This is a genomic window from Chryseobacterium sp. MA9, from assembly GCF_024399315.1.
In the GTDB taxonomy this organism is placed as follows: Bacteria; Bacteroidota; Bacteroidia; order Flavobacteriales; family Weeksellaceae; genus Chryseobacterium.
In genome coordinates this window covers 4,561,174-4,585,666 of record NZ_CP075170.1, presented here as the reverse complement: position 1 = coordinate 4,585,666, position 24,493 = coordinate 4,561,174, and the positions used below count along the sequence as shown (strand labels likewise).

Genomic DNA, 24,493 nt, shown 5'->3' with positions numbered 1-24,493 from the left:
AGTTAACCTCACATATTTTCTATATTTATTAGAATATTATTTATGTGAAATGTGTTTTAAATTTATATGTTTTAGATTAATTCTTTCTCTAGCAATTTTCATTCCGTTTAAAAACAAAAACAGCTAAAATTACTACTTTCTATTAAATTTTATTTATTTCATTTTTAAATTCCATTCGTATATACTTCACGTTCAGTTATTCTATCCAGAACTTCAAACTCTGAATTATTGCTTATAAATTCCGGCACAATGACTTTTAAGATTTTCACAATTTGTAAACTATTCTTGTTCACTGCCGACATAATAATTTGTTGACACAAAGCTTCTATATCTTCAAACTCCATCACTGGATCTCTGGATATCATAATTTTTTCATGGTGTGTAGGAATAGTCGTAGAATGATCTGTTAGAAGTTCTTCATATAATTTTTCACCAGGTCGCAAGCCTATAAAATCAATTTTAATATCAATACCTGGTGTATATCCTGATAGTTTTATCATTCTTTCTGCTAAATCCAAAATTTTGACGGGTTTGCCCATATCAAAAACATAAATCTCACCCCCTTCTCCCATTGTTCCTGCCTGAAGTACCAATTCACAGGCTTCCGGAATCGTCATAAAATAACGAATAATATCAGGATGAGTAATCGTAACCGGGCCTCCTTTTTCAATTTGTTTTCTGAAATGCGGTATTACAGAACCGTTGGAGCCTAGTACATTTCCAAAACGTGTTGTAATAAATTTTGTTGTATTCTCCGAAGAATTTTGTAAAGATTGTACAAAAAGTTCAGCTGCTCTTTTAGAAGCTCCCATTACGTTGGTTGGGTTTACAGCTTTATCTGTGGATACCATCACAAAACGATTTACACTATATTTTTTCGATAGGAGAGCTAAATTTTTAGTTCCTCCGATGTTTACAAAAATAGCTTCATGCGGATTATCTTCTATTAAAGGAACATGCTTATACGCAGCCGCATGATAGACAATTGAAAACTGATGATCATCAAACAGTTTTTCCATCCTGGAGTAGTTTGAAATATCCGCCAATACAAATTTGAATCTTTGGTTCGGGAATTTCTCCAATAATTCAAGCTGCAGCTCATATAAAGGAGATTCTGCCTGATCAACTACCACAATAAGCGATGAATTCAATTGTGCAACCTGTCTTACAATTTCGCTTCCTATAGACCCGGCACCTCCGGTTACTAAAATAGTTTTGTTAACATGAAAACTCCTCACCTCTTCCCCTTCTATTTTAATAGCCGGACGATTAAGTAAATCTTCAATCTTAAGTGGACGGATACCTTTTACAACATCATCTTCTTTTATTATGCTGGCTATGGGGGCTTTTAATACCTTCAATCCATTATCCAATGCGAGGGTCGTCCATTCTTCCATTTCCCGTTTCGTCATCCTATCCTTGATTAAAACCGCATCAAACCGTTCTCTCAGATTATCGCTTTTAAGAAACTGCTTTTTATTATAAATTTTATGACCTAGCAGCATTGCTTTTTTAGAATCTGATCTGGTACTAAGAAATCCAGCCAGCTGATAAGGATAATCGGGGTTATGAATAATAGCATTCGCTAACGAAACAGAAGCATCACCTATTCCTACAACAGCAATTCTTTCTTTGGATGAAGTATCTTTAGTATCCATAAGTAAACTGAAAAACTGTTTGGTTATTATTCTGAAAAAGAACATCAGAAAAATAGAAATAAAGAAAAATAAAAACAGACCCGGATATAAAAAAAGAGGCTTATCCAACACCAGTCCAGATATAAAATTCAGTACCAATAATGTAATAAGAGCACTACCGGAAGACCACAAAATTTTACAAAAATCTAAAAAAGTAGAATGTCTTATGATTCCTGCATACGTTTTGAACAGGAGTATAAACAGGATATTAACAATAATTACTGAAAATACTTTTTCATTTTGGTACTCAATAAAGTTCAGTTTTACCTCCAGACTTTTTAAGAACAAATATGAAACTAAAACAGAAAAGAAAATAACTGAAATGTCGATAAAAAAAACCGACCATCTGGGTATATACCTTAACTCCCTGATTTTAAAAATATCCCCCATATACAAATAAACCTAAAATATCATTTTCATTAATTCAACACTCAGTGGCTTTTATTATTGGGCGAAGGTAATAATTATTATTAATATTTTTAGTACTACATGTTAATTTTTATTTAAAATATAAATTAACATTTTGAAACAAAATTTCAAAAACCAAACTATTAAAAAGCCCCGTAGACCAACCGTGATATACGGATATTATTTTCCGTCCAACTTTTGTACCTGATCAGTTTCTCACTTTTTGAAATACACACAAAACAAAAAAAATACTGTAAAACATATATTTTACAGTATTTTATACTACTTTCATATTGCAGTTGCGATCCGGACGGGACTCGAACCCGCGACCTCCGCCGTGACAGGGCGGCATTCTAACCAGCTGAACTACCGGATCAATTTTTTTAAAAGAAATTGAGAAAACTTCTGCGATCCGGACGGGACTCGAACCCGCGACCTCCGCCGTGACAGGGCGGCATTCTAACCAGCTGAACTACCGGATCAATTTTTTTTAAAAGAAATTGAGAAAACTTCTGCGATCCGGACGGGACTCGAACCCGCGACCTCCGCCGTGACAGGGCGGCATTCTAACCAGCTGAACTACCGGATCAATTTTTTTAAAAGAAATTGAGAAAACTTCTGCGATCCGGACGGGACTCGAACCCGCGACCTCCGCCGTGACAGGGCGGCATTCTAACCAGCTGAACTACCGGATCAATTTTTAAAGAACGTCGTTTCTTTTTCGTGGTTGCAAAATTACACCTTTTTTTGTTATCTGCAAATTATTTTAGAAAAAATGCCTCCCAATACTGGAAGGCATTCATTATCAAACTTATTTTTTTATAAGTGAGCGCTTAATTTTTCAGCGATTACCTCTTTTGGAGCTACACCTACTAATTTATCTACCACTTCCCCGTTCTTAAAAATAAGAACTGTAGGGATATTTCTAATACCATATTGCATAGAAATCTCTTGGTTGTTGTCTACATCTACTTTTCCAACTACTGCTTTACCTTCAAAATCTGATGCTACTTCTTCGATGATTGGTCCTAAAGTTCTGCATGGTCCACACCATACTGCCCAAAAGTCTACTAATACCGGTTTGTCAGATTTTAAAACCGTATCCTGAAATGAGCTGTCTGTAATTTCTAAAGCCATTTTTGTTTCTTTTATTTTAATTAATATTATTTTCTTTAATCCTCTATTTGGATGTTCAAAATTACGATTTTTAAAGCATAAGACTATCTATGCTCAACATTAGTTTTTTCTATAGTGTAGTCGCTGGAAATTTCTTTTAAAGCATTCACTAATGTATCAATATCCGTTTTGGTTGTCATATGGCTGAAAGAGATACGCAATGGTGTACAATGATCCATTTCGTCTTCAGAAAGCACCATCATCATAACCATTGAAGGTTTTGAAGCTCCTGATGAACACGCACTTCCCTGAGAGATTGCAATTCCTTTCATATCCAGCTGAAGTCCTATCAATGGATTTTTATAAGGTAATAAAGCACTTAAAACTGTATAAAGACTGTTTTCCTTCTCTGCACTTCTTCCGTTGAACTTAATTCCTTCAATTTCGGCAGAAAGTCTTTCAATTGCATAATTTTTAATATCCTGCATATGGTTGGTATATTCATCCATATGATTCAGAGAAAGTTCTAACGCTTTACCCAGTCCTACAATACCACTGACATTTTCTGTTCCGGCTCTAAGGCTTCTTTCCTGAGGTCCTCCGGTAATAATTCCTTTTAAACCTGTTGCTTTTCTGATAAATGCAAATCCAGCTCCTTTTGGTCCATGAAATTTGTGGGCACTACAGGATGCAAAATCTACAGGGATATCTGAGAAGTCAAGGTTCATATGAGCCATTGTCTGTACGGTATCCGAATGGAAAAGCGCATTATGCTCTTTGCATAATTGGGCAACCTTTTTAAGATCAATTATATTTCCGATTTCGTTATTGGCATGCATTAAGCTTACCAGTGTTTTTTTATCTGATGCTTTTAAAAGCTCTTCTAATTTTGTAAGATCAATATCTCCTTTTTCATTCGGACGGATGTAGTTTACTTCTACTCCTTTTCTGTTTTTCATGTCCAGAATACTTTCAGAAACACATTTATGTTCCAGAGGAGAACTGATGATTCTTTCTACTCCAAGGTGTTCTACCGAGGATTTGATGATCATATTGTTGGATTCGGTTCCACAGGAAGTGAAAATGATTTCAGCTGGAGTTACATGAAGATAGTCTGCAACCTGTCTTCTTACATTTTCAATAAGTATTTTTGCTTCCTGGCCAAAGCTGTGCGTTGAAGACGGGTTTCCGAAATTCATCTTCATAGTACCCACCATTGCATCTATAACTTCTTCTGCAAGCGGAGTGGTTGCGGCATTATCTAAATATACTTTATCCATTATTATTTTGAATATTTTAATTCTACAGAGGTAAATTTGTAATCTGTGGGAACAGTAAAAATAAACCATGGACTGGAGATCACCTGAATTTCCATTCCACCGGAAGGCTCTCCGGCCGGAACTTCTACATAAAGAATCTGATTTTTTACAGATACACTTTTGATTTCTTCAACTTTGTGACTTCCTGATCTGAAGGTTCCCAAATTGTATATAACAACTTTTTTATTTTTCGGAAATTGAGGGTATTTGATATAAGATTCTTTTCCAAGGTCTACAATGCCAAAACTTCCTCTGATAATATTACGAAACTCTTTTTCGTCTTTAATTATCCTAAAGCCAGGTTTATCAGTTCCTCCCTGAGATTCAGAAACAAGGAGTTCAGTATTTCCCTGCATGGCAGAAGACTTCTGAGGTGAAGTGCTTGCACAGCTCATAAATATTACTGCACATGCAATTAACAGGCTTTTCATTTTTTACAATTTTATCTTCCAAAATTAGTGAAAAAATTGATAATGTCCCTCATTTGCCCATTTCAACATTGGCCGATCTCCTGAAGTATCCCCAAATGCAATAATTTTATCGTACTTAGAATTGTTTATTTCTTCTTTAATTCTTACCAGTTTTTCTTTCCCATTGCAGTTTTTCCCTACAAAATTTCCTGTGAAAACTCCGTTTTTAAACTCTGCACGCGTAGAAACAAGCTCCATTTTAAGTTCCTCAGCGAAAGGTTTTACCCAAATATCTAAGGATGCAGTCACCAATAAGCTTTGTGTATTATTCCTATCGATATTTTTAATAAAGTCTAATGCATTTTCTCTCACGATTTTAGGATAATGAAGCTCAAAAAATTGTTTAGACTTCATTTCAATCTTTTCCTGGGTCTGTCCTTTTAAAATAGATCCGATAAAACTTTTTTTCACTTTTTCCGTTTCGGCCAGTTTCAGCTTCAGCAGGATAAAGAGAGGTACATGTTTTAAAAATTGTATCCGGTATTTTGTAGAATCGTAGAATTTAAGATACATAAACATGGTATCTTTATATGTCAAAGTTCCGTCAAAATCAAAACAATACAATTTTTTCATTTCTCTTTAAAGCTTTAATTTTTTGAATATAAATTCAGGGATATTCCTGATAATCATCATAATAATACTCCAAACCGGCAAAACATATGCCACGTTTTGCTCCTTTTTGAAGGCTTTATAAATACAGGCAGCTGCTTGTTTCGGCGTTGCTGTCAGTTTCGGGTTTAGAGGCAGACCTTCTGTCATTTTAGTTGCCATAAACCCAGGTTTTATGGTAAGAACGTGTACTTTTTTATCAAAAAGGTAGTTTCTCAAACCACTCAAATAGGCTGTAAACGCCGCTTTCGCACTTCCATAGATAAAATTACTCTGTCTTCCCCTGTCTCCTGCTACTGATGAAAGCCCAATGATCGTTCCGGATCTTCTGTTTTCAAATTTATGAGCAAAATAGTTCATTACAGGAACCAGTTTTGAATAATTAATGTCTATGATACGTTCCGTATTCCTGTTGTCATACAGTCCTTCTTCTGTTCCTTCTCCTAAATATCCTACGGCACAAAATAATACATTTGAATTGATATTATCAAATCTGTTGTAATCAATTTCTTTAGTCAGATCAAGTTCAATGACTTCTGCCTGCTGCAGAAATTTCACATCAATATGTCTTGCAAACCGCTCTGTAGTTTCTTTATTTGAGGTAAAAAGATAGATTTTTTCAAACTTTTCTCCTTCCTGAAGTGCTTTTTCCACAAAAGCCTGTGCCACTTCCGATGTGCTTCCCAGAACTATCATTATGAGTTGTTGTTTATGATTCTTTTGTGCTGTAAAGACACAAATTTAGGATTTTGAATATTTTTCAGATAATTGGTAAGTGATGATCTGCTCATGCTGTCTTTAGTAAGGTAAATTCTTCCTCCGAACTCCTGAACAATTGCATCAAGCTGATCTACCAGTTTTTTCAATTTTGAATTGACTTTAAAATCCAGTGCCAGCGTATACCCTTCCACCGGAAATGAGTTGTAAGCCTGCGGATTGTGTTTTCCAAAAAGTTTTAACACCGCTAAGAATGATCCGTTTCCGCTTTTCGCAATCGTTTCAAGGATTCTTCTCATTCCTTCTTTTCCCGCTTCCTTAGGAATCACCATCTGATATTGTATAAAACCAGATTTTCCATAGATTTTGTTCCAATCATTAATAGCATCCAAAGGATAGAAAAATGTTTCGTAATCAATAAAATTCTTAACTTCCTTCTTAGACTGTTTTTTATAGTAAAGCCAATTAAATATTTTTACCGTAAGTGCATTCAGTACAAATCCCGGAAAATAAAAAGGAACTGTAGGCTGTAATTTTTTCTTTAATCTTAAAGGAGTTTTCGAAAGACTCTGGGGAAGCTCATGTTGAAAAGCATGCTCACCTCTCATCAGGATACTTCTTCCGATATTTTTTCCTTTCTGAAGACAATCGATCCATGCTACAGTATACGTCCAGTTTTCACTTTCATCAAACAGTTTAAAGATTTCATCCAGGTTTTCTGCTTTGATGCTTTCCTGGCGAATGTATGCTGATTCTATATTTTTAAGCTTAAATTTTGCCGTAAGAATAATCCCTGTAAGTCCCATTCCTCCAATGGTAGCCCAGAATTTCTCTGAATTTTCTTCTCTGGAACAGGTAATAATTTCCCCGCTTTCAGTCATGAGCTTAAATTCAATTACATATTCTGAAAAACATCCTTCTGCATGATGATTTTTTCCATGAACATCGGAAGCAATAGCTCCTCCCACTGATATAAACTTTGTCCCGGGAGTAACATACAGAAAATATCCCTGCGGAACAGCGATTTCCAGAACATCTGAAAGCAGTACTCCGGATTCGCATTCTATCACTCCGTTTAAACGGTCAAAATTGATGAACTTATTTAATTTTTTTGTTGAAAATATAGATTCTCCCAACGAGGCATCTCCATAGCATCTTCCGTTTCCTCTGGCAATAATCTCGTTGTGATTGAGTACAAATTCTTTTATTTTTTTGAAACTGTCCTCTGATCTCATTTCTTTCTCCACTACCGGGAAATTACCCCAGTTTGTAACTTTCTGTGTGAAATTCGGCTTCATTTCTTAAAATAAATTTGAATTAAAAATGCAGCAACCCAAAGTAATAGGGTAACCTGTATATAGCGGTCCCTGTACACAATTTTTGTGGGAGATTCCGTTCTGTTGTAAACCAAGGTCTGCTGAAGATATCTTAATAAGGCAAAAACCACGAAGATCACTGTATAAAAAACTCTTTCATGGAATCTTTCCTGAACTTCCGGTGACAGGGTAAACATCAGGTAGCACACAATAGCCAGTGTGATAGATATGGATAATGCAATATCTGCAAACTGAACGTTATATCCGTCTAATGCCCGTCTTGTTTTCCCTGAAACCTGAGCGTTGATAAGTTCTCCCCTTCTTTTTCCTATTGCCAATACGAGTGCCAACACAAACGTTAAGAGAATAGCCCATTGTGAAATACTGATTCCGGTAATATAACCGCCAGCCAATACACGAAGTACAAATCCTATAGCAATAATAAAAATATCGATGATCGGAACGTGCTTAAGTCTAAATGTATATGCCAGATTCATCACTACATAGAAACCTATTATGATTGCAAACTTCCATAACAACTCATGGAAGTAGAGCTGTGTAAAAAATACAAGAACAATATCTGTGATAACCAGACCGATAAGAATTCCTATAGCTTTTGTTTTTGAAATAGCACCGCTAGCCAGGGGTCTTCTCCTTTTTTCAGGATGCTTTCTGTCTGCTTCAATATCATTATAGTCATTCAGGATATACACTACGCTTGCAGCAAGTGAAAATATAAAAAATGCGAAAATACTTTTGACAAGCAGATCTACGTTGGTAATGTTACCTGAAAAGAATAGCGGGACAAATACAAAAAGGTTTTTCACCCATTGCTCTACACGGAGCAGCTTTAAATATTTCTTCATTTATGTTGTTTCAAATACAAAAATAATAAATTCAAAATTTTCTAGCATAAAAATACAAAAAAAACCGCCGGGGCGGTCTTTTACGAAAATATTTATATGTAAAATTAATTACTGCCCTTGTTTGGCATCATTAATCATTTTTTCATTTGCAGTGATGGCAAACTCAACTCTTCTGTTTTTAGCTCTTCCTTCATCAGTATCATTGCTTGCTACAGGCATTGCCTCACCTTCACCTTTTGTAAACATTCTGCTTGATGCAATTCCTTTTCCTACTAAGTATGACTTCACAGCGTCTGCTCTTCTCTGAGAAAGTTTAAGGTTGTAAGCATCTGCACCTTTGCTATCTGTGTAACCATAGATGTTGATATTAGTATCAGGGTTATTCACCAATACTTCAGCCAGCTTATCAAGGTTAGTCTGTGCAACAGAAGTAAGGTTTGAAGAGTCGAATGCAAAGTTAACGATGCTTTCATTCATGGTTACTTTAATACCGTCTCCTACTCTTTCTACCTGAGCACCTGGTAAAGTTTCTTTAATATCTTTTGCCTGCTTGTCCATTTTGTTACCGATAACGTTACCAGCAACACCTCCGATAATACCTCCTAATACAGCTCCGATAGCACCGTTTCCTCCTTTACCTACATTATTACCAAGGATACCTCCAAGTACTGCTCCGGACGCAACACCTACTGCTGTACCTCTTTGTTGGTGATTTGAATTCTGAACCGCTTCACAGCTTGTCAATAACAATGCTGATGACAAGAAAAGGGCTCCTACGTATGTTTTATTAAAATTCATTTTTTTGATCTTTTATGTTGATAAATTATTTCATTCCTGCTCTCTGGAAGTTGTAAACTACTTTTACATTGCCTCCTTCAAAAGGAACATCTTGCTCAAGTGAAAACTGATCTGTAGTCTGATTGATCATCGTAAGACTGTAACCTGCTGTATTTTGTTTGGCTTTAGTACCTGAAGCAATTTTTTTAAACATAAACGTGTTACCGTCTTTTACTTCAAACTTGATAGGTTGTGTAATTGCCGGGCAATCTCCACCTCCGTTCAAAGTATACGCTCCTGTCCAGTTGTTAGGAATCAATCTCCAGTGGCTTCCTACGAAGCACTGTGCGTCTGCACCTTCGTCAAAAGGTTTAATTTTATAACCTTTATCATAATCTATGCTCACAATCTGCCAGTCTCCTTTCATTTTCAGGAAGTCGGCTCTTTGATTTTGAGATGTAGCTGCTTTGTTAACAGAGGAACACGAAACTGCAAAAAGTGATGTTCCCAACATCCCTGCAAGTAGTAACTTTTTCATTTTGTTGTTTATTATTTTGTTACTATAAAGTTACAAAAAACCGTGCCAAAATTTAAAATAAAAAATAAAAAGTCCGAAAAAAATTCGGACTTTTTATGGTTTCTCCTTAAACACAGGGAGATAAATTATTTTTTAACAGCCTTTTTTACGGATTTCGAAGGCTTAGCCACGTTTGATGGCTTTCCTTTGTAGAAATTGGTATAGGCATATTCTGCGGCTTTTTTCAAATCGATAACGCCTCCAGCCTGCGATTGATCCGTGAATCCGTTCGCTGTACTTGGATTGCTGCTTTTCACAAGCGCTTCAATGATCTGATAAGGTTTCAGATCCGGCATGTATGCTAATAAAACAGCTGCACCTCCAGCTACCACAGGAGAAGCCATAGAAGTTCCCTGAAGGTATTTGTATTCGTTTTTAGGAACGGTAGAATAGATTTCTTCACCTGGAGCGAAAACATTTACCATTTTTTTATTATAGTTAGAAAAATCAGCTCTTAAAGCATTGTTTTTATTGGTGCTTGCTCCCACTACAAGAACGTTACTCACAAATGGTTTTTCATCAGTAACATTTTTAAAATTGGTAGGAAATGCCAAATGTTCTGCTACGTCTTCATTTTCGTTACCCGCAGCTTTTACTAAAAGAACACCTTTATCTTCAGCATATTTAAAAGCATCCCAGACTACATTTTTACCTGGAGAAACAGGTTTTCCAAAGCTCATGTTCAAAACTTTTGCCCCGTTATCTACTGCATATCTGATGGCATTGGCAACATCTTTATCTCTTTCATCACCATTTGGAACTGTTCTTACAGACATAATTTTAGCAACTTTTGAAGCTATACCATACTGAATTTCTTTTCCTTGCGGAAGTCCTGCAATGATTCCGGCTACGTGAGTTCCATGTTCTGCATCTGGCCCTTCATAATGGTTGTTACCATAGCTTTTTTCAGAATAATCATCATAGTTATCACCTACAATCTCTTTTCTAGGATCATATGAAAGATCATATTGTTTTGCTGCCGGAGCAAAATGGTCTATTGCCTCCTTCATCTCTTCTTTCATCTTTTTTTCAAATTCAGCGGAAGATTTCCCTTTGAATTCAGGGCTTTGAGAAATCTGGCCCAGGAATTCCAGTGCGATTGCATCTTTCTGATCTGTAGGGGCTTTAATTGCAGAAAGCGTTTCAGCTGTTACAGGCTTACCTCCTAATAATTTTACCATATTAGGAATCAGCTCATTCAGCATAGAATAAGTTTTGAAATTCTGTACTGCCTCGATACTTTTCTTATTGAACATATCTTTGGCTTTCATATACATATCAAACTCTTCTTTCATTTGAGCCTGATTGGCTTTATTCTTAGTAGAATCATTTCCTTCAAAAACAGGTTTGTATTTGGCAACGACTCTTGTCACTTCCATGTTGTCGATATCAACATCACCGTTTTTACCTCCTATAAAGTTCCAACCATGTACATCATCAATATATCCGTTTCCGTCATCATCTTTACCATTTCCGGGAATTTCATTAGGATTTGACCAAAGATTCTTTACCAATCCGGGGTGGTCAACCTGTACACCACTATCCAAAACTCCTACTACAACTGTTTTAGGCTTCAGCCCTTTAGATTCCAAGTATTTATAAGCATTTGCCGTATTTACCCCATATACTTTTGAAGTTGCAAAATCTTTATGATACCATGTCATCAGATCTTTATCTTCATTTGGATCAATACTTTTAACTTTAGATTCCTGTGCAAAAGAGAAACTAAAACCTGCTAAAAAAACTGCAGCTAATAATACCTTTTTCATATGTTGAAATTTATTTTTTTAAGAGATATACCAATCGCCAACTTCATCTGCTGTATGTTGAAAATTTCATGAATAGCGATGGTATGCTAATATGATTGTTTTATATTTTTTATATATACCAATGATTCCGGTCCTTTATTACAAATAAGATCCAGAACTGACAGGTCTTCCAAAAAGCCTAATTTATCAGAAAACGTCTGGTAATACTCTTCCATTTGAAATTCTGAAGGAAGCTTTGCCGAAAACTTTTCTCTGAAATTGATGCTTTCAGGATTTTTGATATATTCTTCATTCAAAGAGTGTGCCTTTTCTGTTTTCAGTATCTGTTGAATGATTTCTATGCCCTTAAGGTTAAAATCAAGAAGATACTTTTCCTGAAGTTCAAATATTTTTCTGAACTTATCTTCATAGTATTCAAAATAGGGGGAACTCTGATACGCTGTCTTGATTGATTTCCAATGAAGGGTTCTCCAATCTTCACGATAAGAGATCTCAACATCTTTAAATTCTCTTTTCCCATTATGATGGATAGGAATTATTAAGGACAATTTTCCGTTGGCTCCGTAGATGTTCGCTCTGTTTCTATAAGTCTGCTTGGGAAAACTTTCAAATTGTTCCAATGTAATTTCATTCTCAGGATTTAATAATACTGAAAACCATGAAATTGGGGGCATATAAAATGCCGGTAATAAAATATTTTGCATAATAATATAATCTAGTTTCTAGGGTAAATTACTCGTCCTACAGCATCTTTCTCATCAATAAAGCCTAAATAACGGGAATCTAAACTTGCATTACGATTATCCCCTAAAAAGAATAATTTTCCACTTGGAACTTTTATTGGTCCAAAGTTATCTGCATTCCAATCTTTATGATAAATTTTGCGAATATCCTGATCTGTATTTGGATTTATAAACCTTTCATGAAAGAAATTATTATTAAGTTCTTTATCACTTAACTGAGTAATGAAGTAATTATCATCAATCTGAAAGATTTCACTTTCTTCAGTTCCTTTAAATAGGAGGTCATTTGCATAGCCTCTGTCTATTTTATAAGAATGCTTCACATTAAACTTACCTATCAATGTATTATTAACGTATAATTCTCCATTCTTAATTAAAATCTCATCATTTTCCGTTCCTATTAATCTTTGCACATAGACACCTTGAGGGTAATCTAAATTATTCTGATTGTATGCAATCATTTTAAACTTGGCATAAGGAAGGATGTTAGTCATCACAATAAATGACTTTTTTTTGATGGTAGGTTCATTGCCTGCCGTTGGTACAAAAGCATATTGCAAAACCCCGGAGAGTTTTGCAATAAAAAAAAGAGTTACAATAAAGCTACCTATTAAAAGGACTCTATTAAATATTTTACTTTTAAACACTATTCTTCAGTTTTTTTCTTTCTGAATAATTTCACGAAATATTCCCATCCGAAGAACAAGATCAGGATCATCGCTGCAATCCACCAGTAAGAGGTTTTATTAGCTTCTCCTGTATTGGTTGCTTTAAACATTCTTTCCCAACGGATTTTGAATGGTGCCTGATAAGTAGAGCTGCTGTCTGCAAAAGCACCCTGAAGGCTCATCCATGTAAACATCGGCTTTCCTACAATATTTTCTTCAGGAACGAAACCAAAGAATCTTGCATCTAATGAAGCATCTCTGTTGTCTCCTACCATCATATAATAATCCTGCTGAATGGTATACTGGCTGGCTTCTTTTCCGTTGATAAAGATCTTCCCGTTCTTTTTCTCTAAGCTGTTGTGCTCATATTCAGAAATAATCCACTGATAGGTTGGAAGTGTTTCCTGGTTGATGGCTACAACGTCTCCTTTTTTAGGAATTCTAAGTGGTCCATACCAATCAGTATTCCAAGGTTTGTTAATTGGGAAGATAGATTGAGTAGTATCAATTTTTGTTCTCGCCTCATCTTTATAAGCAACTCCTGATTCTTCTTTTGCAAAAACTTGTTCTTTTATGTCTGTAACATGAGGAAGTTCTTTAATTTCTTTGGCAACTTTATCCGTTAAACCCTGAAAGGCATACAGATACCCTCCGCTATCCTGTTGAAATTCACGAACCGGTAAAAATCCATACACTTTATATAAAGTTGGAATATCCAATTGGGCATCTGTGCTTACTACATATCCATGCTGTACTTCCTGATCTCCTAAAACTACTTCCGGCTTTCCGTTAACGAAAAGTCTTCCGGCTCTCATTTCAAAAGTATCTCCTGCTGTAGCAACACATCTTTTTACGTAAGGGTCTTTTCTGTCGATCGCTGTATGTACAGAATCCTGAGGATAGTTGAAAACAACCACATCATTTTTCTGTGGCTTGTTGAATTGTAAAATTCTTGTATAAGGAAGTTTTACTCCGTCTACGTAAGATTTCGGATCATCTTTCGGGTTGCCTTTCTGCCCTGTATCCATAATCGTTCCCTGAAGGAAAGGTATTGCTACCGGACGCATTGGAAGTCTGTATCCATAGCTCCATTTGTTTACAAAAAGGAAGTCACCCACCAATAATGTTCTTTCCATAGATCCTGTAGGAATCCCGAAAGGCTGTGTTACAAAAACGTGGATGATGGTTGCAAAAACTACCGCGAAGGTAATTGAACCTACGAATGTATCTTTCTTTTTATCATTCTTTTCTTCGTCTGTAAGAAACAGGTCGTTTTCATTTTCATCTTCTAACTCTACATCTTTAGAATAGTTGATCACTGCCATATAAATAAACGGCAGGATCACAGTAAGAATCTGATCTTTGAAAAGGGTTTTCCCAAACTTTTTCACTAAATAAAGGTGGAAAACAGACATCATGATTGGTCCTACAATCGGAAGATAAGACAGGATCGCCCACCATTTCGGATGCTTTGTTTCTTTCAGAATAATGAAATAGTTGTAGAAAGGGATAAAAGCAAATAAAGGGCTATAGCCCATTTTCTTGAACAGTTTCCAAGATGAAATACCCATCAATACGGATAGTATGAGGACATATACTGTATAAGTTAAAAAATAATTCATAAATTTTTGTGCCTATTCTTATGATAAAAATGATGAGCAATAAATGATAAAAGCAGTCCGCTGTTTACAATTCACTATCCATCATTTTCTGTTTATTGGTCTGCAATTTACAGAATTTGTTACAAATTAAAGCCCCAAAACGTCTTTCATTGCGAAGTTTCCTTTTTTATCTTTAATCCATTCAGCAGCTACCACAGCTCCCAAAGCAAAACCGTTTCTGTTGAAAGCGGTATGCTTGATCTCAATTTCGTCTACTTCACTTCTGTAATACACACTGTGAGTTCCAGGAACTTCATCTTCACGTACTGCAAAAATTCCTAACTGTTTGCCTTCTGTTTCTTCAAGCTTCCAGGCATCAAATTTCGGGTTGTTCTGGATAATTCCTTCCGCAATGGAAATAGCAGTTCCACTTGGAGCATCTTTTTTGTGGACATGATGAATTTCTTCCAGCTGACAAGAGTATTCATCTACGTTTTTCATCAGATCTGCAAGCTTTTCGTTTAAAGCAAAAAATAAATTTACTCCTAAACTGAAGTTGGACCCATATAGGAATGCGGTACCGTTTTCTACAGCCAGTTTTTCTATTTCTTCTTTTTGATCCAGCCAGCCTGTAGTTCCACAGATCACCGGAATTTTATTTTCAAGACACGCTTTGATGTTTTCAAATGCCACTTCCGGTAATGAGAATTCAATCACAACATCCGGATTATTAAGATTCTCAGCAGTTGGGGTTTCCTTAAGACGGGCAACTACTTCATGACCTCTTTTCTGCGCGATCTCATCAATGATCTTACCCATTTTACCGTAACCAACTAATGCTATTTTCATATAATCTTTTTATTTTTAAATACTGCTTTCAACCGGAGTCTTCTGCAGATATGTTGTCTTCTAAAATCTATAACTTAAACTGAAACCTGTTTTGGGAGCACTGTACCCATACTGATCCTGTATAACAGATGGTTTAAAAACCAAATCCGGGTCATGGCGGCTTTCGTAAAGATGTGCATCTACTACAGCGTCTACAATATTCAGAATATAAATAAGTCCTGTAATCGCAATGGCGTAATCTCTTTGTCTCTTCGCTCTGTCCTGAGCATTCCCCAATGCTCTTTTATCTAAAAACGGGTGGCTATCCACAAACTCATTAGGGGTACCATTAAGTTTAGCGATGTAGTATTCGCGGTATTTTTTGTATTGGTTATCGTTCCATACAGCAATACCTACTCCGGCTCCTACCGCACCCCAAACAATGGGAATCTTCCAATATTTTTTGTTATAAAACTGTCCCAATCCCGGTAAAACAGCAGAATACAATCCTGCTCTGGTAGGGTTCAGCTTTATGGTTTTTACTGTGGGACCATTGGCTTTTTCAAGATCTTCAATGATCTTTGCTTCTGTTTTGCCTGGTTTTACCACACGGGGTTCCTCTTTCGGAGGAGTCTGCATCCGAACGGTATCGATAGGTTTCACTTGTGAATAGGCCAATGCAGCGATACACAAGAAAAATGTGAAAAATATTTTCTTCATTATTTAATATGGGATAAAATATATTCCAGCTCTTCTTCGTTTTTGAAGTCCAGGACAATTTTACCTTTTTTACCATTTCCAGAAGCCTTGATCTCTACTTTTACTTCCAAGATATCAGCAATTGTCTTCTGGGCTTTTTTATAGTTATTGGAAAGCTCCACTTTTGCTTTTTTTGCAGCGGGAGACTTTGGATTCTTCAATGCAGCAGCTGCCTGCTCTGCCTGACGAACATTTAATTTTTCTTTGATGATAAGCTCGAACAATACCTGCTGATCTTCTTCACTTTCAAGACTAATGATTGCCCTTCCGTGTCCTGCAGAAATCTCACCGCTTCTGATAGCATTCTGAATATCCGGATTTAATCTTAATAGTCTGATAGAATTAGTAATGGTACTTCTATCCTTTCCTATTCTCTGGCTCAGGTTTTCCTGAGTAAGACCTATTTCCTCTAAAAGCCTATGATAAGTAAGTGCAATTTCGATGGCATCAAGATCTTCTCTCTGGATGTTTTCAACAAGGGCCATCTCAAGAAGTTCCTGATCATTTACTAAACGGATATAAGCAGGAATAGTCGTTAATCCTGCAATTTTAGTTGCCCTGTAACGTCTTTCCCCGGAAATAATTTCAAACTTCTCACCATCTTTTCTCAGGGTAATCGGTTGGATTACGCCTAAGTTTTCAATTGACTGTGCAAGTTCGTTCAATGCTTTTTCATCAAAATAAGTTCTCGGCTGCGTCGGGTTCGGATAGATATCTTCAAGCGCAACTTCTACAATATTTCCTACAAACTTATCTGCTCCTTCATCAGTAGCGGAATTGATAGTTGCTTTGGATTCTGCACTTAAAATGGCGCCCAAGCCGCGTCCCATAGCTCTTTTTTTGTCCTTCATAGATATAATTGATAAATGATGTTTGATAAGTGGTGGCTAGCATCCACCTATTGGCCATTTATTATTAATTTAATTCTTTATTAAGTTTTCGTTCCTCAAAAGAACTTCTTCAGCTAATTGAATATACTGAACAGCTCCTTTACTTTCGGCATCATAATTCAGGATACTTTCTCCAAAACTTGGTGCTTCACTCAGTCTTACGTTTCTGCTGATAATGGTTTCAAAAACCATTTCCGGGAAGTGCAGGTTTACTTCTTCCACTACCTGATTGGATAATCTCAATCGGCTGTCATACATCGTAAGAAGAAGACCTTCAATTCCAAGATCTTTATTGTGGATCTTCTGAACATTTTTAACGGTATTCAAAAGTTTCCCAAGTCCTTCTAATGCGAAATACTCACACTGGATCGGAATAATTACAGAATCTGCTGCTGTAAGTGCATTGACTGTAATAAGACCTAAACTCGGTGCACAGTCGATAATGATATAGTCATAATCGTCTCTTACACTGGCCAGTGCTTTTCTCAGCATATACTCACGGTCCTCCTTGTCTACCAATTCGATTTCCGCAGCTACCAGGTCAATATGTGACGGAATAATATCCAGGTTCGGAGTTGCTGTCCTTTTGATACAAACCCTTGTTTCTGCACTATGCTCCAAAAGATTATATGTAGAATACTGAACATCTTCAACACCCAAGCCGGATGTAGCATTCGCCTGAGGATCAGCATCAATGATTAATATTCTTTTTTCCAATACTCCTAATGCTGCCGCCAAGTTGACAGCGGTGGTAGTTTTACCAACGCCTCCTTTTTGATTAGCAATACCTATGATTTTTGCCATTATTAGAACTTTAAGTTTCAAAAATACACTTTTTTCTTTGCTCTCGGTGAGTGGGGAAAATCAAAATTGAGTTAAAATATTGTTAATAAGCAATTTAGCAATAAAAAAAATTATCCACAAAAAAAATTCTTTGTGGATAACTATTTAAAATGTGTTTTTCCGTATTAATTATCAAACTTCATTGAGATAGGAAATTTGAAATAACTTCTTACGAATTCTCCTTTTTTGTTTTTGGCTGGAATCCATTTTCCTTTGCTTGAGATGTTTTTAATTGTTCTCATGGCCTCACTGTTAAAGTCGGCGTTGGTTCCATTAGCTTTTACCCCAGAGATGGTTCCGTCCATTTCTACAATAAAGGTAACTGTCGTTTTTACAACATCTTCTGATTCAAATCCTGAACCATCGAAGTTGTTCATTACTTTATTTCTGAAGGAGTCTATTCCTCCTGTAAAACTAGCTTCTACACTTAATTCCGTTTCAATCTTTTTAGGATCTGCTTTTTCAACTACCGGATCAGCTTTTACTGTAGGTGGACCATCACCTCCAATCACACGAGGCACAATCGGAATATAGGTTGTATTTGATATTTCTTTACCTTCCGATGTTTGTGTGCTTGCTACCGCATTTGTTTTATCCTCAACTTGTTTTTCATTGGTGACAATTGCTTTAGGTTCCGGCAACCTGTCATCGTATGTTTTTACAGCGGGAGCTGGCGGCGCGGGTTTTACAATCACTACAGGCTGATCCTTCGGTTTTTCTATCTCCTGAATCTCAACAACTCTCGGAAGTTCATATACCGGTTTTGTAGGTACATCTGCAGTTTTCAATGCAGAAATCACAAAAGGTGTAATAGACACTGCGGCCATTAAGCTTGCTCCAATGAAAAGTGCTTTGGTTAATATTCTATCTGATTCGTTTCTTAATGCATAGGCACCATATTCTTTATTGCGGTGCTCAAAGAGAACTTCGTTAAAACGAAATTCCTGGTTTTGATTATGTTGTTTCATCACTACTACTATTTAAACTGTTAAAAATTGTGATTATTAGTTTTGTTAGCTCTTATCGATAAGCAATGTTGTAATATCAAAACATCTGCCAAAATTTTACCAAAACAACATAATATTAGAAAATTTTATGACAATGCTTAAATTTTAACATTTATAAATAGAAAGTTTATACAGAAAAAGAGACCATCAAATGACAGTCTCTTTCTTATTTTATGTTCTAAAAATATTAGAATAATTCTTTTCTGATAATGTTCTGACTTCTTTCAGGACCTACAGAAACTAAGTATACATTGATTCCTAAGTATTTCTCAATAAACTCGATGTATTTCTGAGCATTGTCAGGAAGTTCATCATAGCTTCTTGCTTTTGTAATATCTTCGCTCCAACCTGGTAAATCCTGATAGATTGGCTCATAGTTATATAATTTCTCTGTAGATGAAGTGAAATAATCAATAATTTTTCCATCTTCAGTTTTGTAATGAGTAACGATTTTAAGGTTTTCAATTCCTGTAAGAACGTCAAGCTTCGTAATCACAAGGTTGTTGATTCCGTTGATCATACAAGCATGCTTTAAAGAAACAAGGTCTAACCAACCTGTTCTTCTTGGTCTTCCTGTAGTTGCTCCGAATTCACCACCGATCTGTCTGATTTTTTCACCCAGTTCGTTATCCAGTTCAGAAGGGAAAGGTCCGTTTCCTACTCTTGTACAGTAAGCTTTTGCTACTCCTATAAGGTTCTGAAGTGAAGTTGGCGGAACACCAGCACCTGTACAAACTCCCCCTGTAGACGGAGAAGATGAAGTTACGTATGGATACGTACCGAAATCGATATCAAGCATTAATGCCTGAGCTCCTTCAAACAATACATTTTTACCGTCTCTGATTGCTTCGTTCAATTCCAATTCAGTATCAACGATTCTGTCCTGAAGCTGCTTTCCGATTTCCAAATATTCGTTGTAGATTTCTTCAACGTCTAAAGTTGGTTTTCCGTAATATTTTTCAAAAAGAGAGTTCTTAACTTTTAAGTTTTTCTCGATTTTATCTCTTAAAATTTCAGGATTTAAAAGGTCTACCATTCTGATCCCGACTCTTGCAATTTTATCTTCATAGCAAGGTCCGATTCCTTTTTTGGTAGTTCCGATCTGAGTTCCTCCGTGTTCCTCTTCACGGTAAGTATCCAAAAGGATGTGGTAAGGCATGATCACATGCGCTCTTCTGCTGATAAAGATATGATCTGATCTCAAGCCTTTACTCTCAATCTGACCAACTTCTCTAATAAAAGACTTAGGGTTTACCACTACTCCGTTCGCAATGATACATTTCCCTTTGCATTGAAGAACTCCTGAAGGAAGAAGGTGTAGAACGAATTTTTCATCACCCACATAAACCGTGTGACCAGCGTTGTCTCCACCCTGGAAACGTACTACATAGTCCGATTTTGCTGATAAAACATCCGTGATTTTTCCTTTGCCTTCATCTCCGTACTGAAGACCTACAACTACATAAGTTGACATATTTTACTTTTGTTTTTAGATTCGTGCAAAATTACTTTTAAAAAAAATGACGACCAAATTATAGAGGATATTTATTTTGGGTTGGGGTGAAAATCATGAGGTTGGAAATACTAAAAACGAAATATTAATAAAATTTCTTCTGTATTATTGTACTTAAAAAAAACTAATATGCCAACCTATTCAACTGAATATTTTATTAGTTTTTACTTTCCGAAAAAGTCTAATATAATTTAAAACTCCTATGAAAAACATCATTTATCTACTCTTTTCTATACTTTTTCTAGGTACTTCTTTGAGTTTTTCACCCAAAAGAATGGAAAACGGGAAATATAAACTGACCGGAAAAATAGTAAGCGATATTTCTCCACCTCCAGATTGTGGTTATATTGCTTATGCTACTGTAATAGAATTCGAAATTATTGACTCAAACATAAAAAACTATACAGATAACAAAATTCCCATCATTGTAAAATGTCCTGAATTTTATGGAGATCACTTTTTTGAAAAAGATAAAATTTATACATTAAATATCATTGATAAAAACCAAACTGATATTGGTTGGACTATTTCAAATTTAAGTCTAGAAAAGAAATATAATCTGGATAAAAAATTATGGGCAGTATCAATTAAAAAGGAGGAATAGCTTTTGCTAATCCAAAACCTTTTTATTTCCTATCTTTGATCAACACCTAAACATGTTCCAATGCTAGTTTCTCCAAAGCCATCATACCTTCCATCAAAAATAGACAGTGACTCACAGCTTTTCTACACTCTATTCTCCCCAGAAACCATAAAAGCTACCCTTCTCATTGTCCACGGCATGCAGGAACATAGCGGAAGATATGCAGAAATTGCAAAATATTTTGCAGATCATGGAATTGCTGTATTGACCTATGATCATTTGGGACATGGAAAATCTGTAAAAGACAAAAAAGAGATTGGTTTCTTTCAACTTGAAAAACCAGATGAAAGATTGGTTGCAGATGCAGAAATGATGGCTAATCATCTTGCAGAGCAATATCCGGATGTTCCTCATTTTATTTTGGGACATTCCATGGGATCTTTTATTACCCGCTGTCTTCTTCAAAAGGCAAACAGTAAATTCTCAGGAGCCATCATTACAGGAACCGGCGGACCTTTACCGGGAATAGATGTATTAAGAGGTTATTTATCATTAGCTACAGCCATTGCGCCTCATCACCGTACTTTCTTGAATTCTGTTTTTACCAGTGTCAATAACAAGCATTTTAAAAAGGATAAAGATTTCAGTGATACCAGCTGGCTGAGTGTAAATGCTAAAAACAGAAAAGCTTTTGAACAGGATGAACTTTGCGGGATTCCGTTCACTCATAATGCTTTTTATACTTTATTCACCATTTATAAAAAAGCTACAGCAAGGAATTGGGCTTCTTCTATTTCAAAATCATTTCCTTTTTTATTTGTAAGCGGGCAGAATGATCCGATCGGTGATTTTGGAAAAGGCGTAATGTATACTGTCAACAACTTAAAAGCTGACGGTTTTCAGCATGTAGACGTGAAGATCTATCCGGATATGCGTCATGAGATTTTGAATGAGGAAATACGGGAGCAAGTGTTGGGTGAAATTTATCATTGGATTTTAAAAAATTAAAAGTTCTCGCAGATTATGGAGACTTTGCAGATTTTATAGACTTAAAAATCATGAGAATACATATTTTCGGAGCTTCAGGTTCCGGGGTTACCACTTTAGGAAGAGCATTATCTGAGGAACTCAATCTTGAATACTTTGACAGTGATGATTTTTTCTGGCTTCCAACACCAATCCCTTTTACAGAAAGACAAAACCCTGAAACAAGAAATTCGATTGTTTCAGACAAACTTCATGCGATTGAAAACTGGATTTTTGGAGGTTCAATTATTCATTGGGGTGAAAATGTATTTCCGGCATTCGATCTGATCATATTTCTTTATCTTCCTTCTGAAATAAGAATGGAAAGGCTGAGAAAAAGGGAATACGAAAGATATGGCGATGAAATGATCACCAATCCTGAAAGAGCAAAAAAATTTCATGAGTTTATAGACTGGGCTAAGGATTATGATCACAATACCGGTATTGCGAACAGAACTTTAAAAGCTCATCTGGAATGGCTGTCTGAAATGAATACTCCTCTGATTGAGCTTTCGGGCGATTATGACCTGCCCCAAAAGGTGAATATTATTATGAATAGAATAAAACAGGGAAATCTGCAGACTCAATAGAAATTGCTTTGCTTTTCCCGCAATGACAAATGTTATGCTACTTTCAGGAGAAGTGTTAATGTAAGACACTTATAAAACAAAATCCCGAATAATGATTATCCGGGATTTTGTTTTATAAGTTTTTGCTGAAGCCAATGGAATTTCATTTATATTAATAGATAGGCTAAACTACCCCTATTGAATATTCCCTACATTATACATTATACAAGTATCAATTCCCGATCAATCCCAATCTCCTCCAGAAAAATTTCATCATGGGAAATGACTAGCAATGTTCCGTGATAATCTTTAATGGAATTGGTGAGAATTTCCACGTTCTGAAGGTCAAGGTTATTGGTAGGTTCATCAAGGATGATCATATCCGGAGCGTTGTTACTGATGGAAAGTCCACATAGAAGCAAGCGCAAACGCTCACCTCCACTCAGTACACCACATTTTTTGTCCCAGGTATCTTTACCGAATAAAAATCTGGACAGAAATGTTTTCACCTCAAATTCCTGTAGTGCGTTGTCATTAAAGGTCTGGACAAAATCATAAAGAGTCGAATCATTATCAATCAGTGAATATTCCTGATCAATATAAATGCTGTTAAACTCAGCTCTGTCTATTTTTCCTTCGGGAGATTCAATATTTCCCAGCAGAAGTTTTATCAGAGTTGTTTTTCCTGAGCCATTCAAACCTTTGATCGAAATTCTTTCCCCGCTTCGGATCTCAAGGTTAAGATTGTCTTTCCATAGAATTCCATTTCCATAATTGAAGTTAATATCTTCGGCAGCAATTAAAATCTTCCCTGAATGCAGATTGGAATCATTAAAGTTCACTTTCATCTGTTCAGCATTCTTTAAAGAGGAACGAAGATCTCTTAAACCATCTGAAATTCCATTGATTTTCTCAGCGTGTACACTTTTCAGTTTTGAGGTGTTTTTCTCAGCATTATTCCGGAGCGTATTCATCATAATTCGTGCAACTCCGGATTTCTCCTGCTTTTGCTTGCCTCTTGCATCTAGTTTCTGCTTGCGTTCCAGCGATTCTCTTTCTTTCTCTTTTGCTTTTTTCAATGCCCGTTCTTTGGCATGAATATCATTATGCAAAGCTTCCTCCTCCACTTCTTTTTGTTCCGCATAGAAGTCATAGTTTCCACCATATGTGGCAATTCCCTGATTACTTAACTCAAATATAGTATCAACAAGATTAAGCAGAATTCGGTCGTGGCTTACAATAACTACTGTTGCATCTGTTTTATCAATAAGGTCATACAGTAACTTTCTTCCCTCAAGATCCAGATGATTGGTAGGTTCATCCAATATGATGATATCAGGCTGACTGATCTGAATTCCGGCAAGAAAAACTTTCGTCTTCTGGCCACCACTCAGGCTTTCCAGTTTTTGAGTTAGTTTAAAATTGTCAAGTCCCCAATGTTCCAATGCCTGTTGGCTGCGCTCTTCAATATCCCAGTCGTCATTCAGAATTTCAAAATAAATTTCATCCACCTCTCCATTGGTGATTTTTTGTAGAGCATTCAGTTTCTGATCTATTTTCAGACATTCAGCAATAGTAAGATGGTTAAAGTTCCCGAACATCTGAGGAACATAAAAAATATGACCTGAAATAGTAATATTTCCGCTTAAAGGCTGTATTTGGCCCGCGATAATTTTCAGCAGGGTTGATTTTCCCATGCCATTGCTTCCCACCAATGCAGATTTGGTGTCAGATGGTATCGTTAAATTGGTATAATTAAATAGAAGATCTCCTCCCGGAAACCCAAAGGATATATTTTGCAGTAAAATCATGATTTCTTTCT

Annotated in this window: 24 protein-coding genes and 4 tRNA genes; 3 read left to right on the top strand and 25 right to left on the bottom strand. The window is 36.1% G+C overall.

What is annotated here, in order from left to right:
* Nucleotides 1-164: 164 nt before the first annotated feature.
* The 24 genes from KIK00_RS21050 to KIK00_RS20935 form a co-directional block, all read right to left on the bottom strand.
* Nucleotides 165-2,087 carry a nucleoside-diphosphate sugar epimerase/dehydratase gene (locus KIK00_RS21050; protein WP_255814223.1) on the bottom strand — a complete coding sequence of 641 codons (1,923 nt, stop codon included), beginning with the start codon at nt 2,085-2,087 and terminating at the stop codon, nt 165-167.
* A gap of 320 nt (nt 2,088-2,407) precedes the next feature.
* Nucleotides 2,408-2,481: transfer RNA gene (locus tag KIK00_RS21045), tRNA-Asp, on the bottom strand.
* 32 nt (nt 2,482-2,513) lie between these two features.
* Nucleotides 2,514-2,587: transfer RNA gene (locus KIK00_RS21040), tRNA-Asp, on the bottom strand.
* A gap of 33 nt (nt 2,588-2,620) precedes the next feature.
* Nucleotides 2,621-2,694: transfer RNA gene (locus KIK00_RS21035), tRNA-Asp, on the bottom strand.
* Nucleotides 2,695-2,726: 32 nt separating this feature from the next.
* A tRNA-Asp gene (locus KIK00_RS21030) sits at nt 2,727-2,800 on the bottom strand.
* Between the two features lie 124 nt (nt 2,801-2,924).
* Complete coding sequence (gene trxA, locus KIK00_RS21025; RefSeq protein WP_027374941.1) at nt 2,925-3,242, bottom strand: thioredoxin; 318 nt, start codon at nt 3,240-3,242, stop codon at nt 2,925-2,927.
* An 83-nt stretch (nt 3,243-3,325) separates the two neighbouring features.
* Nucleotides 3,326-4,501: a cysteine desulfurase family protein gene (locus tag KIK00_RS21020; protein WP_255814222.1), complete on the bottom strand. Its 1,176-nt coding sequence runs from the start codon at nt 4,499-4,501 to the stop codon at nt 3,326-3,328.
* A 2-nt stretch (nt 4,502-4,503) separates the two neighbouring features.
* On the bottom strand, nt 4,504-4,971 hold the full coding sequence (locus KIK00_RS21015; RefSeq protein ID WP_255814221.1) for a hypothetical protein: 468 nt from the start codon (nt 4,969-4,971) through the stop codon (nt 4,504-4,506).
* 24 nt (nt 4,972-4,995) lie between these two features.
* Nucleotides 4,996-5,583, bottom strand: a complete 588-nt coding sequence (locus KIK00_RS21010; RefSeq protein WP_255814220.1) for an HAD-IB family hydrolase — start codon at nt 5,581-5,583, stop codon at nt 4,996-4,998.
* Nucleotides 5,584-5,589: 6 nt separating this feature from the next.
* Nucleotides 5,590-6,315: an SDR family NAD(P)-dependent oxidoreductase gene (locus tag KIK00_RS21005; RefSeq protein ID WP_255814219.1), complete on the bottom strand. Its 726-nt coding sequence runs from the start codon at nt 6,313-6,315 to the stop codon at nt 5,590-5,592.
* Nucleotides 6,315-7,634: an FAD-binding oxidoreductase gene (locus tag KIK00_RS21000; RefSeq protein WP_255814218.1), complete on the bottom strand. Its 1,320-nt coding sequence runs from the start codon at nt 7,632-7,634 to the stop codon at nt 6,315-6,317. The genes KIK00_RS21005 and KIK00_RS21000 overlap by 1 nt, the downstream gene beginning before the upstream one ends.
* A complete protein-coding gene (locus KIK00_RS20995; RefSeq protein WP_255814217.1) occupies nt 7,631-8,518 on the bottom strand; it encodes a decaprenyl-phosphate phosphoribosyltransferase in 888 nt (295 codons plus the stop codon). Before KIK00_RS20995 ends, KIK00_RS21000 begins: the two co-directional genes overlap by 4 nt.
* A gap of 108 nt (nt 8,519-8,626) precedes the next feature.
* Entirely contained in the window at nt 8,627-9,316 is a 690-nt protein-coding gene (locus KIK00_RS20990) for an OmpA family protein (RefSeq protein WP_255814216.1), read from the bottom strand.
* A gap of 25 nt (nt 9,317-9,341) precedes the next feature.
* Entirely contained in the window at nt 9,342-9,833 is a 492-nt protein-coding gene (locus KIK00_RS20985) for a lipocalin family protein (RefSeq protein WP_255814215.1), read from the bottom strand.
* 125 nt (nt 9,834-9,958) lie between these two features.
* The gene (locus KIK00_RS20980; protein ID WP_255814214.1) at nt 9,959-11,641 is read right to left on the bottom strand and encodes a S8 family serine peptidase; all 1,683 of its coding nucleotides are present in this window, start codon (nt 11,639-11,641) and stop codon (nt 9,959-9,961) included.
* A gap of 86 nt (nt 11,642-11,727) precedes the next feature.
* Complete coding sequence (locus tag KIK00_RS20975; protein ID WP_255814212.1) at nt 11,728-12,345, bottom strand: WbqC family protein; 618 nt, start codon at nt 12,343-12,345, stop codon at nt 11,728-11,730.
* Nucleotides 12,346-12,356: 11 nt separating this feature from the next.
* Nucleotides 12,357-13,031, bottom strand: coding sequence for a signal peptidase I (gene lepB, locus KIK00_RS20970; protein ID WP_185097805.1), 675 nt, complete (start codon nt 13,029-13,031; stop codon nt 12,357-12,359).
* A complete protein-coding gene (gene lepB, locus KIK00_RS20965) occupies nt 13,031-14,674 on the bottom strand; it encodes a signal peptidase I (protein ID WP_255814211.1) in 1,644 nt (547 codons plus the stop codon). Before lepB (KIK00_RS20965) ends, lepB (KIK00_RS20970) begins: the two co-directional genes overlap by 1 nt.
* A 126-nt stretch (nt 14,675-14,800) precedes the next feature.
* Nucleotides 14,801-15,502, bottom strand: coding sequence for a 4-hydroxy-tetrahydrodipicolinate reductase (gene dapB, locus KIK00_RS20960; protein ID WP_255814210.1), 702 nt, complete (start codon nt 15,500-15,502; stop codon nt 14,801-14,803).
* A 60-nt stretch (nt 15,503-15,562) separates the two neighbouring features.
* Entirely contained in the window at nt 15,563-16,201 is a 639-nt protein-coding gene (locus KIK00_RS20955; RefSeq protein WP_047380957.1) for a DUF5683 domain-containing protein, read from the bottom strand.
* Entirely contained in the window at nt 16,201-17,091 is an 891-nt protein-coding gene (locus KIK00_RS20950; RefSeq protein WP_255814209.1) for a ParB/RepB/Spo0J family partition protein, read from the bottom strand. The genes KIK00_RS20955 and KIK00_RS20950 overlap by 1 nt, the downstream gene beginning before the upstream one ends.
* 69 nt (nt 17,092-17,160) lie before the next feature.
* Nucleotides 17,161-17,934, bottom strand: coding sequence for a ParA family protein (locus tag KIK00_RS20945; RefSeq protein ID WP_047374161.1), 774 nt, complete (start codon nt 17,932-17,934; stop codon nt 17,161-17,163).
* Nucleotides 17,935-18,098: 164 nt separating this feature from the next.
* Nucleotides 18,099-18,941, bottom strand: a complete 843-nt coding sequence (locus tag KIK00_RS20940; protein WP_255814208.1) for an energy transducer TonB — start codon at nt 18,939-18,941, stop codon at nt 18,099-18,101.
* Between the two features lie 226 nt (nt 18,942-19,167).
* Nucleotides 19,168-20,454 carry an adenylosuccinate synthase gene (locus KIK00_RS20935; RefSeq protein WP_255814207.1) on the bottom strand — a complete coding sequence of 429 codons (1,287 nt, stop codon included), beginning with the start codon at nt 20,452-20,454 and terminating at the stop codon, nt 19,168-19,170.
* A gap of 313 nt (nt 20,455-20,767) precedes the next feature.
* On the opposite strand from KIK00_RS20935, the gene KIK00_RS20930 reads away from it, so the two are divergent.
* From KIK00_RS20930 to KIK00_RS20920, 3 genes are read left to right on the top strand one after another with little or no spacing between them, the layout of a single operon-like run.
* On the top strand, nt 20,768-21,097 hold the full coding sequence (locus KIK00_RS20930; protein ID WP_255814206.1) for a hypothetical protein: 330 nt from the start codon (nt 20,768-20,770) through the stop codon (nt 21,095-21,097).
* A gap of 60 nt (nt 21,098-21,157) precedes the next feature.
* Nucleotides 21,158-22,084: an alpha/beta fold hydrolase gene (locus tag KIK00_RS20925; protein ID WP_255814205.1), complete on the top strand. Its 927-nt coding sequence runs from the start codon at nt 21,158-21,160 to the stop codon at nt 22,082-22,084.
* Between the two features lie 50 nt (nt 22,085-22,134).
* Entirely contained in the window at nt 22,135-22,692 is a 558-nt protein-coding gene (locus KIK00_RS20920) for an AAA family ATPase (RefSeq protein ID WP_255814204.1), read from the top strand.
* Nucleotides 22,693-22,892: 200 nt separating this feature from the next.
* Here KIK00_RS20920 and KIK00_RS20915 read toward each other — a convergent pair whose 3' ends face one another.
* The gene (locus KIK00_RS20915) at nt 22,893-24,482 is read right to left on the bottom strand and encodes an ABC-F family ATP-binding cassette domain-containing protein (protein WP_255814203.1); all 1,590 of its coding nucleotides are present in this window, start codon (nt 24,480-24,482) and stop codon (nt 22,893-22,895) included.
* Between the last annotated feature and the right edge of the window lie 11 nt (nt 24,483-24,493).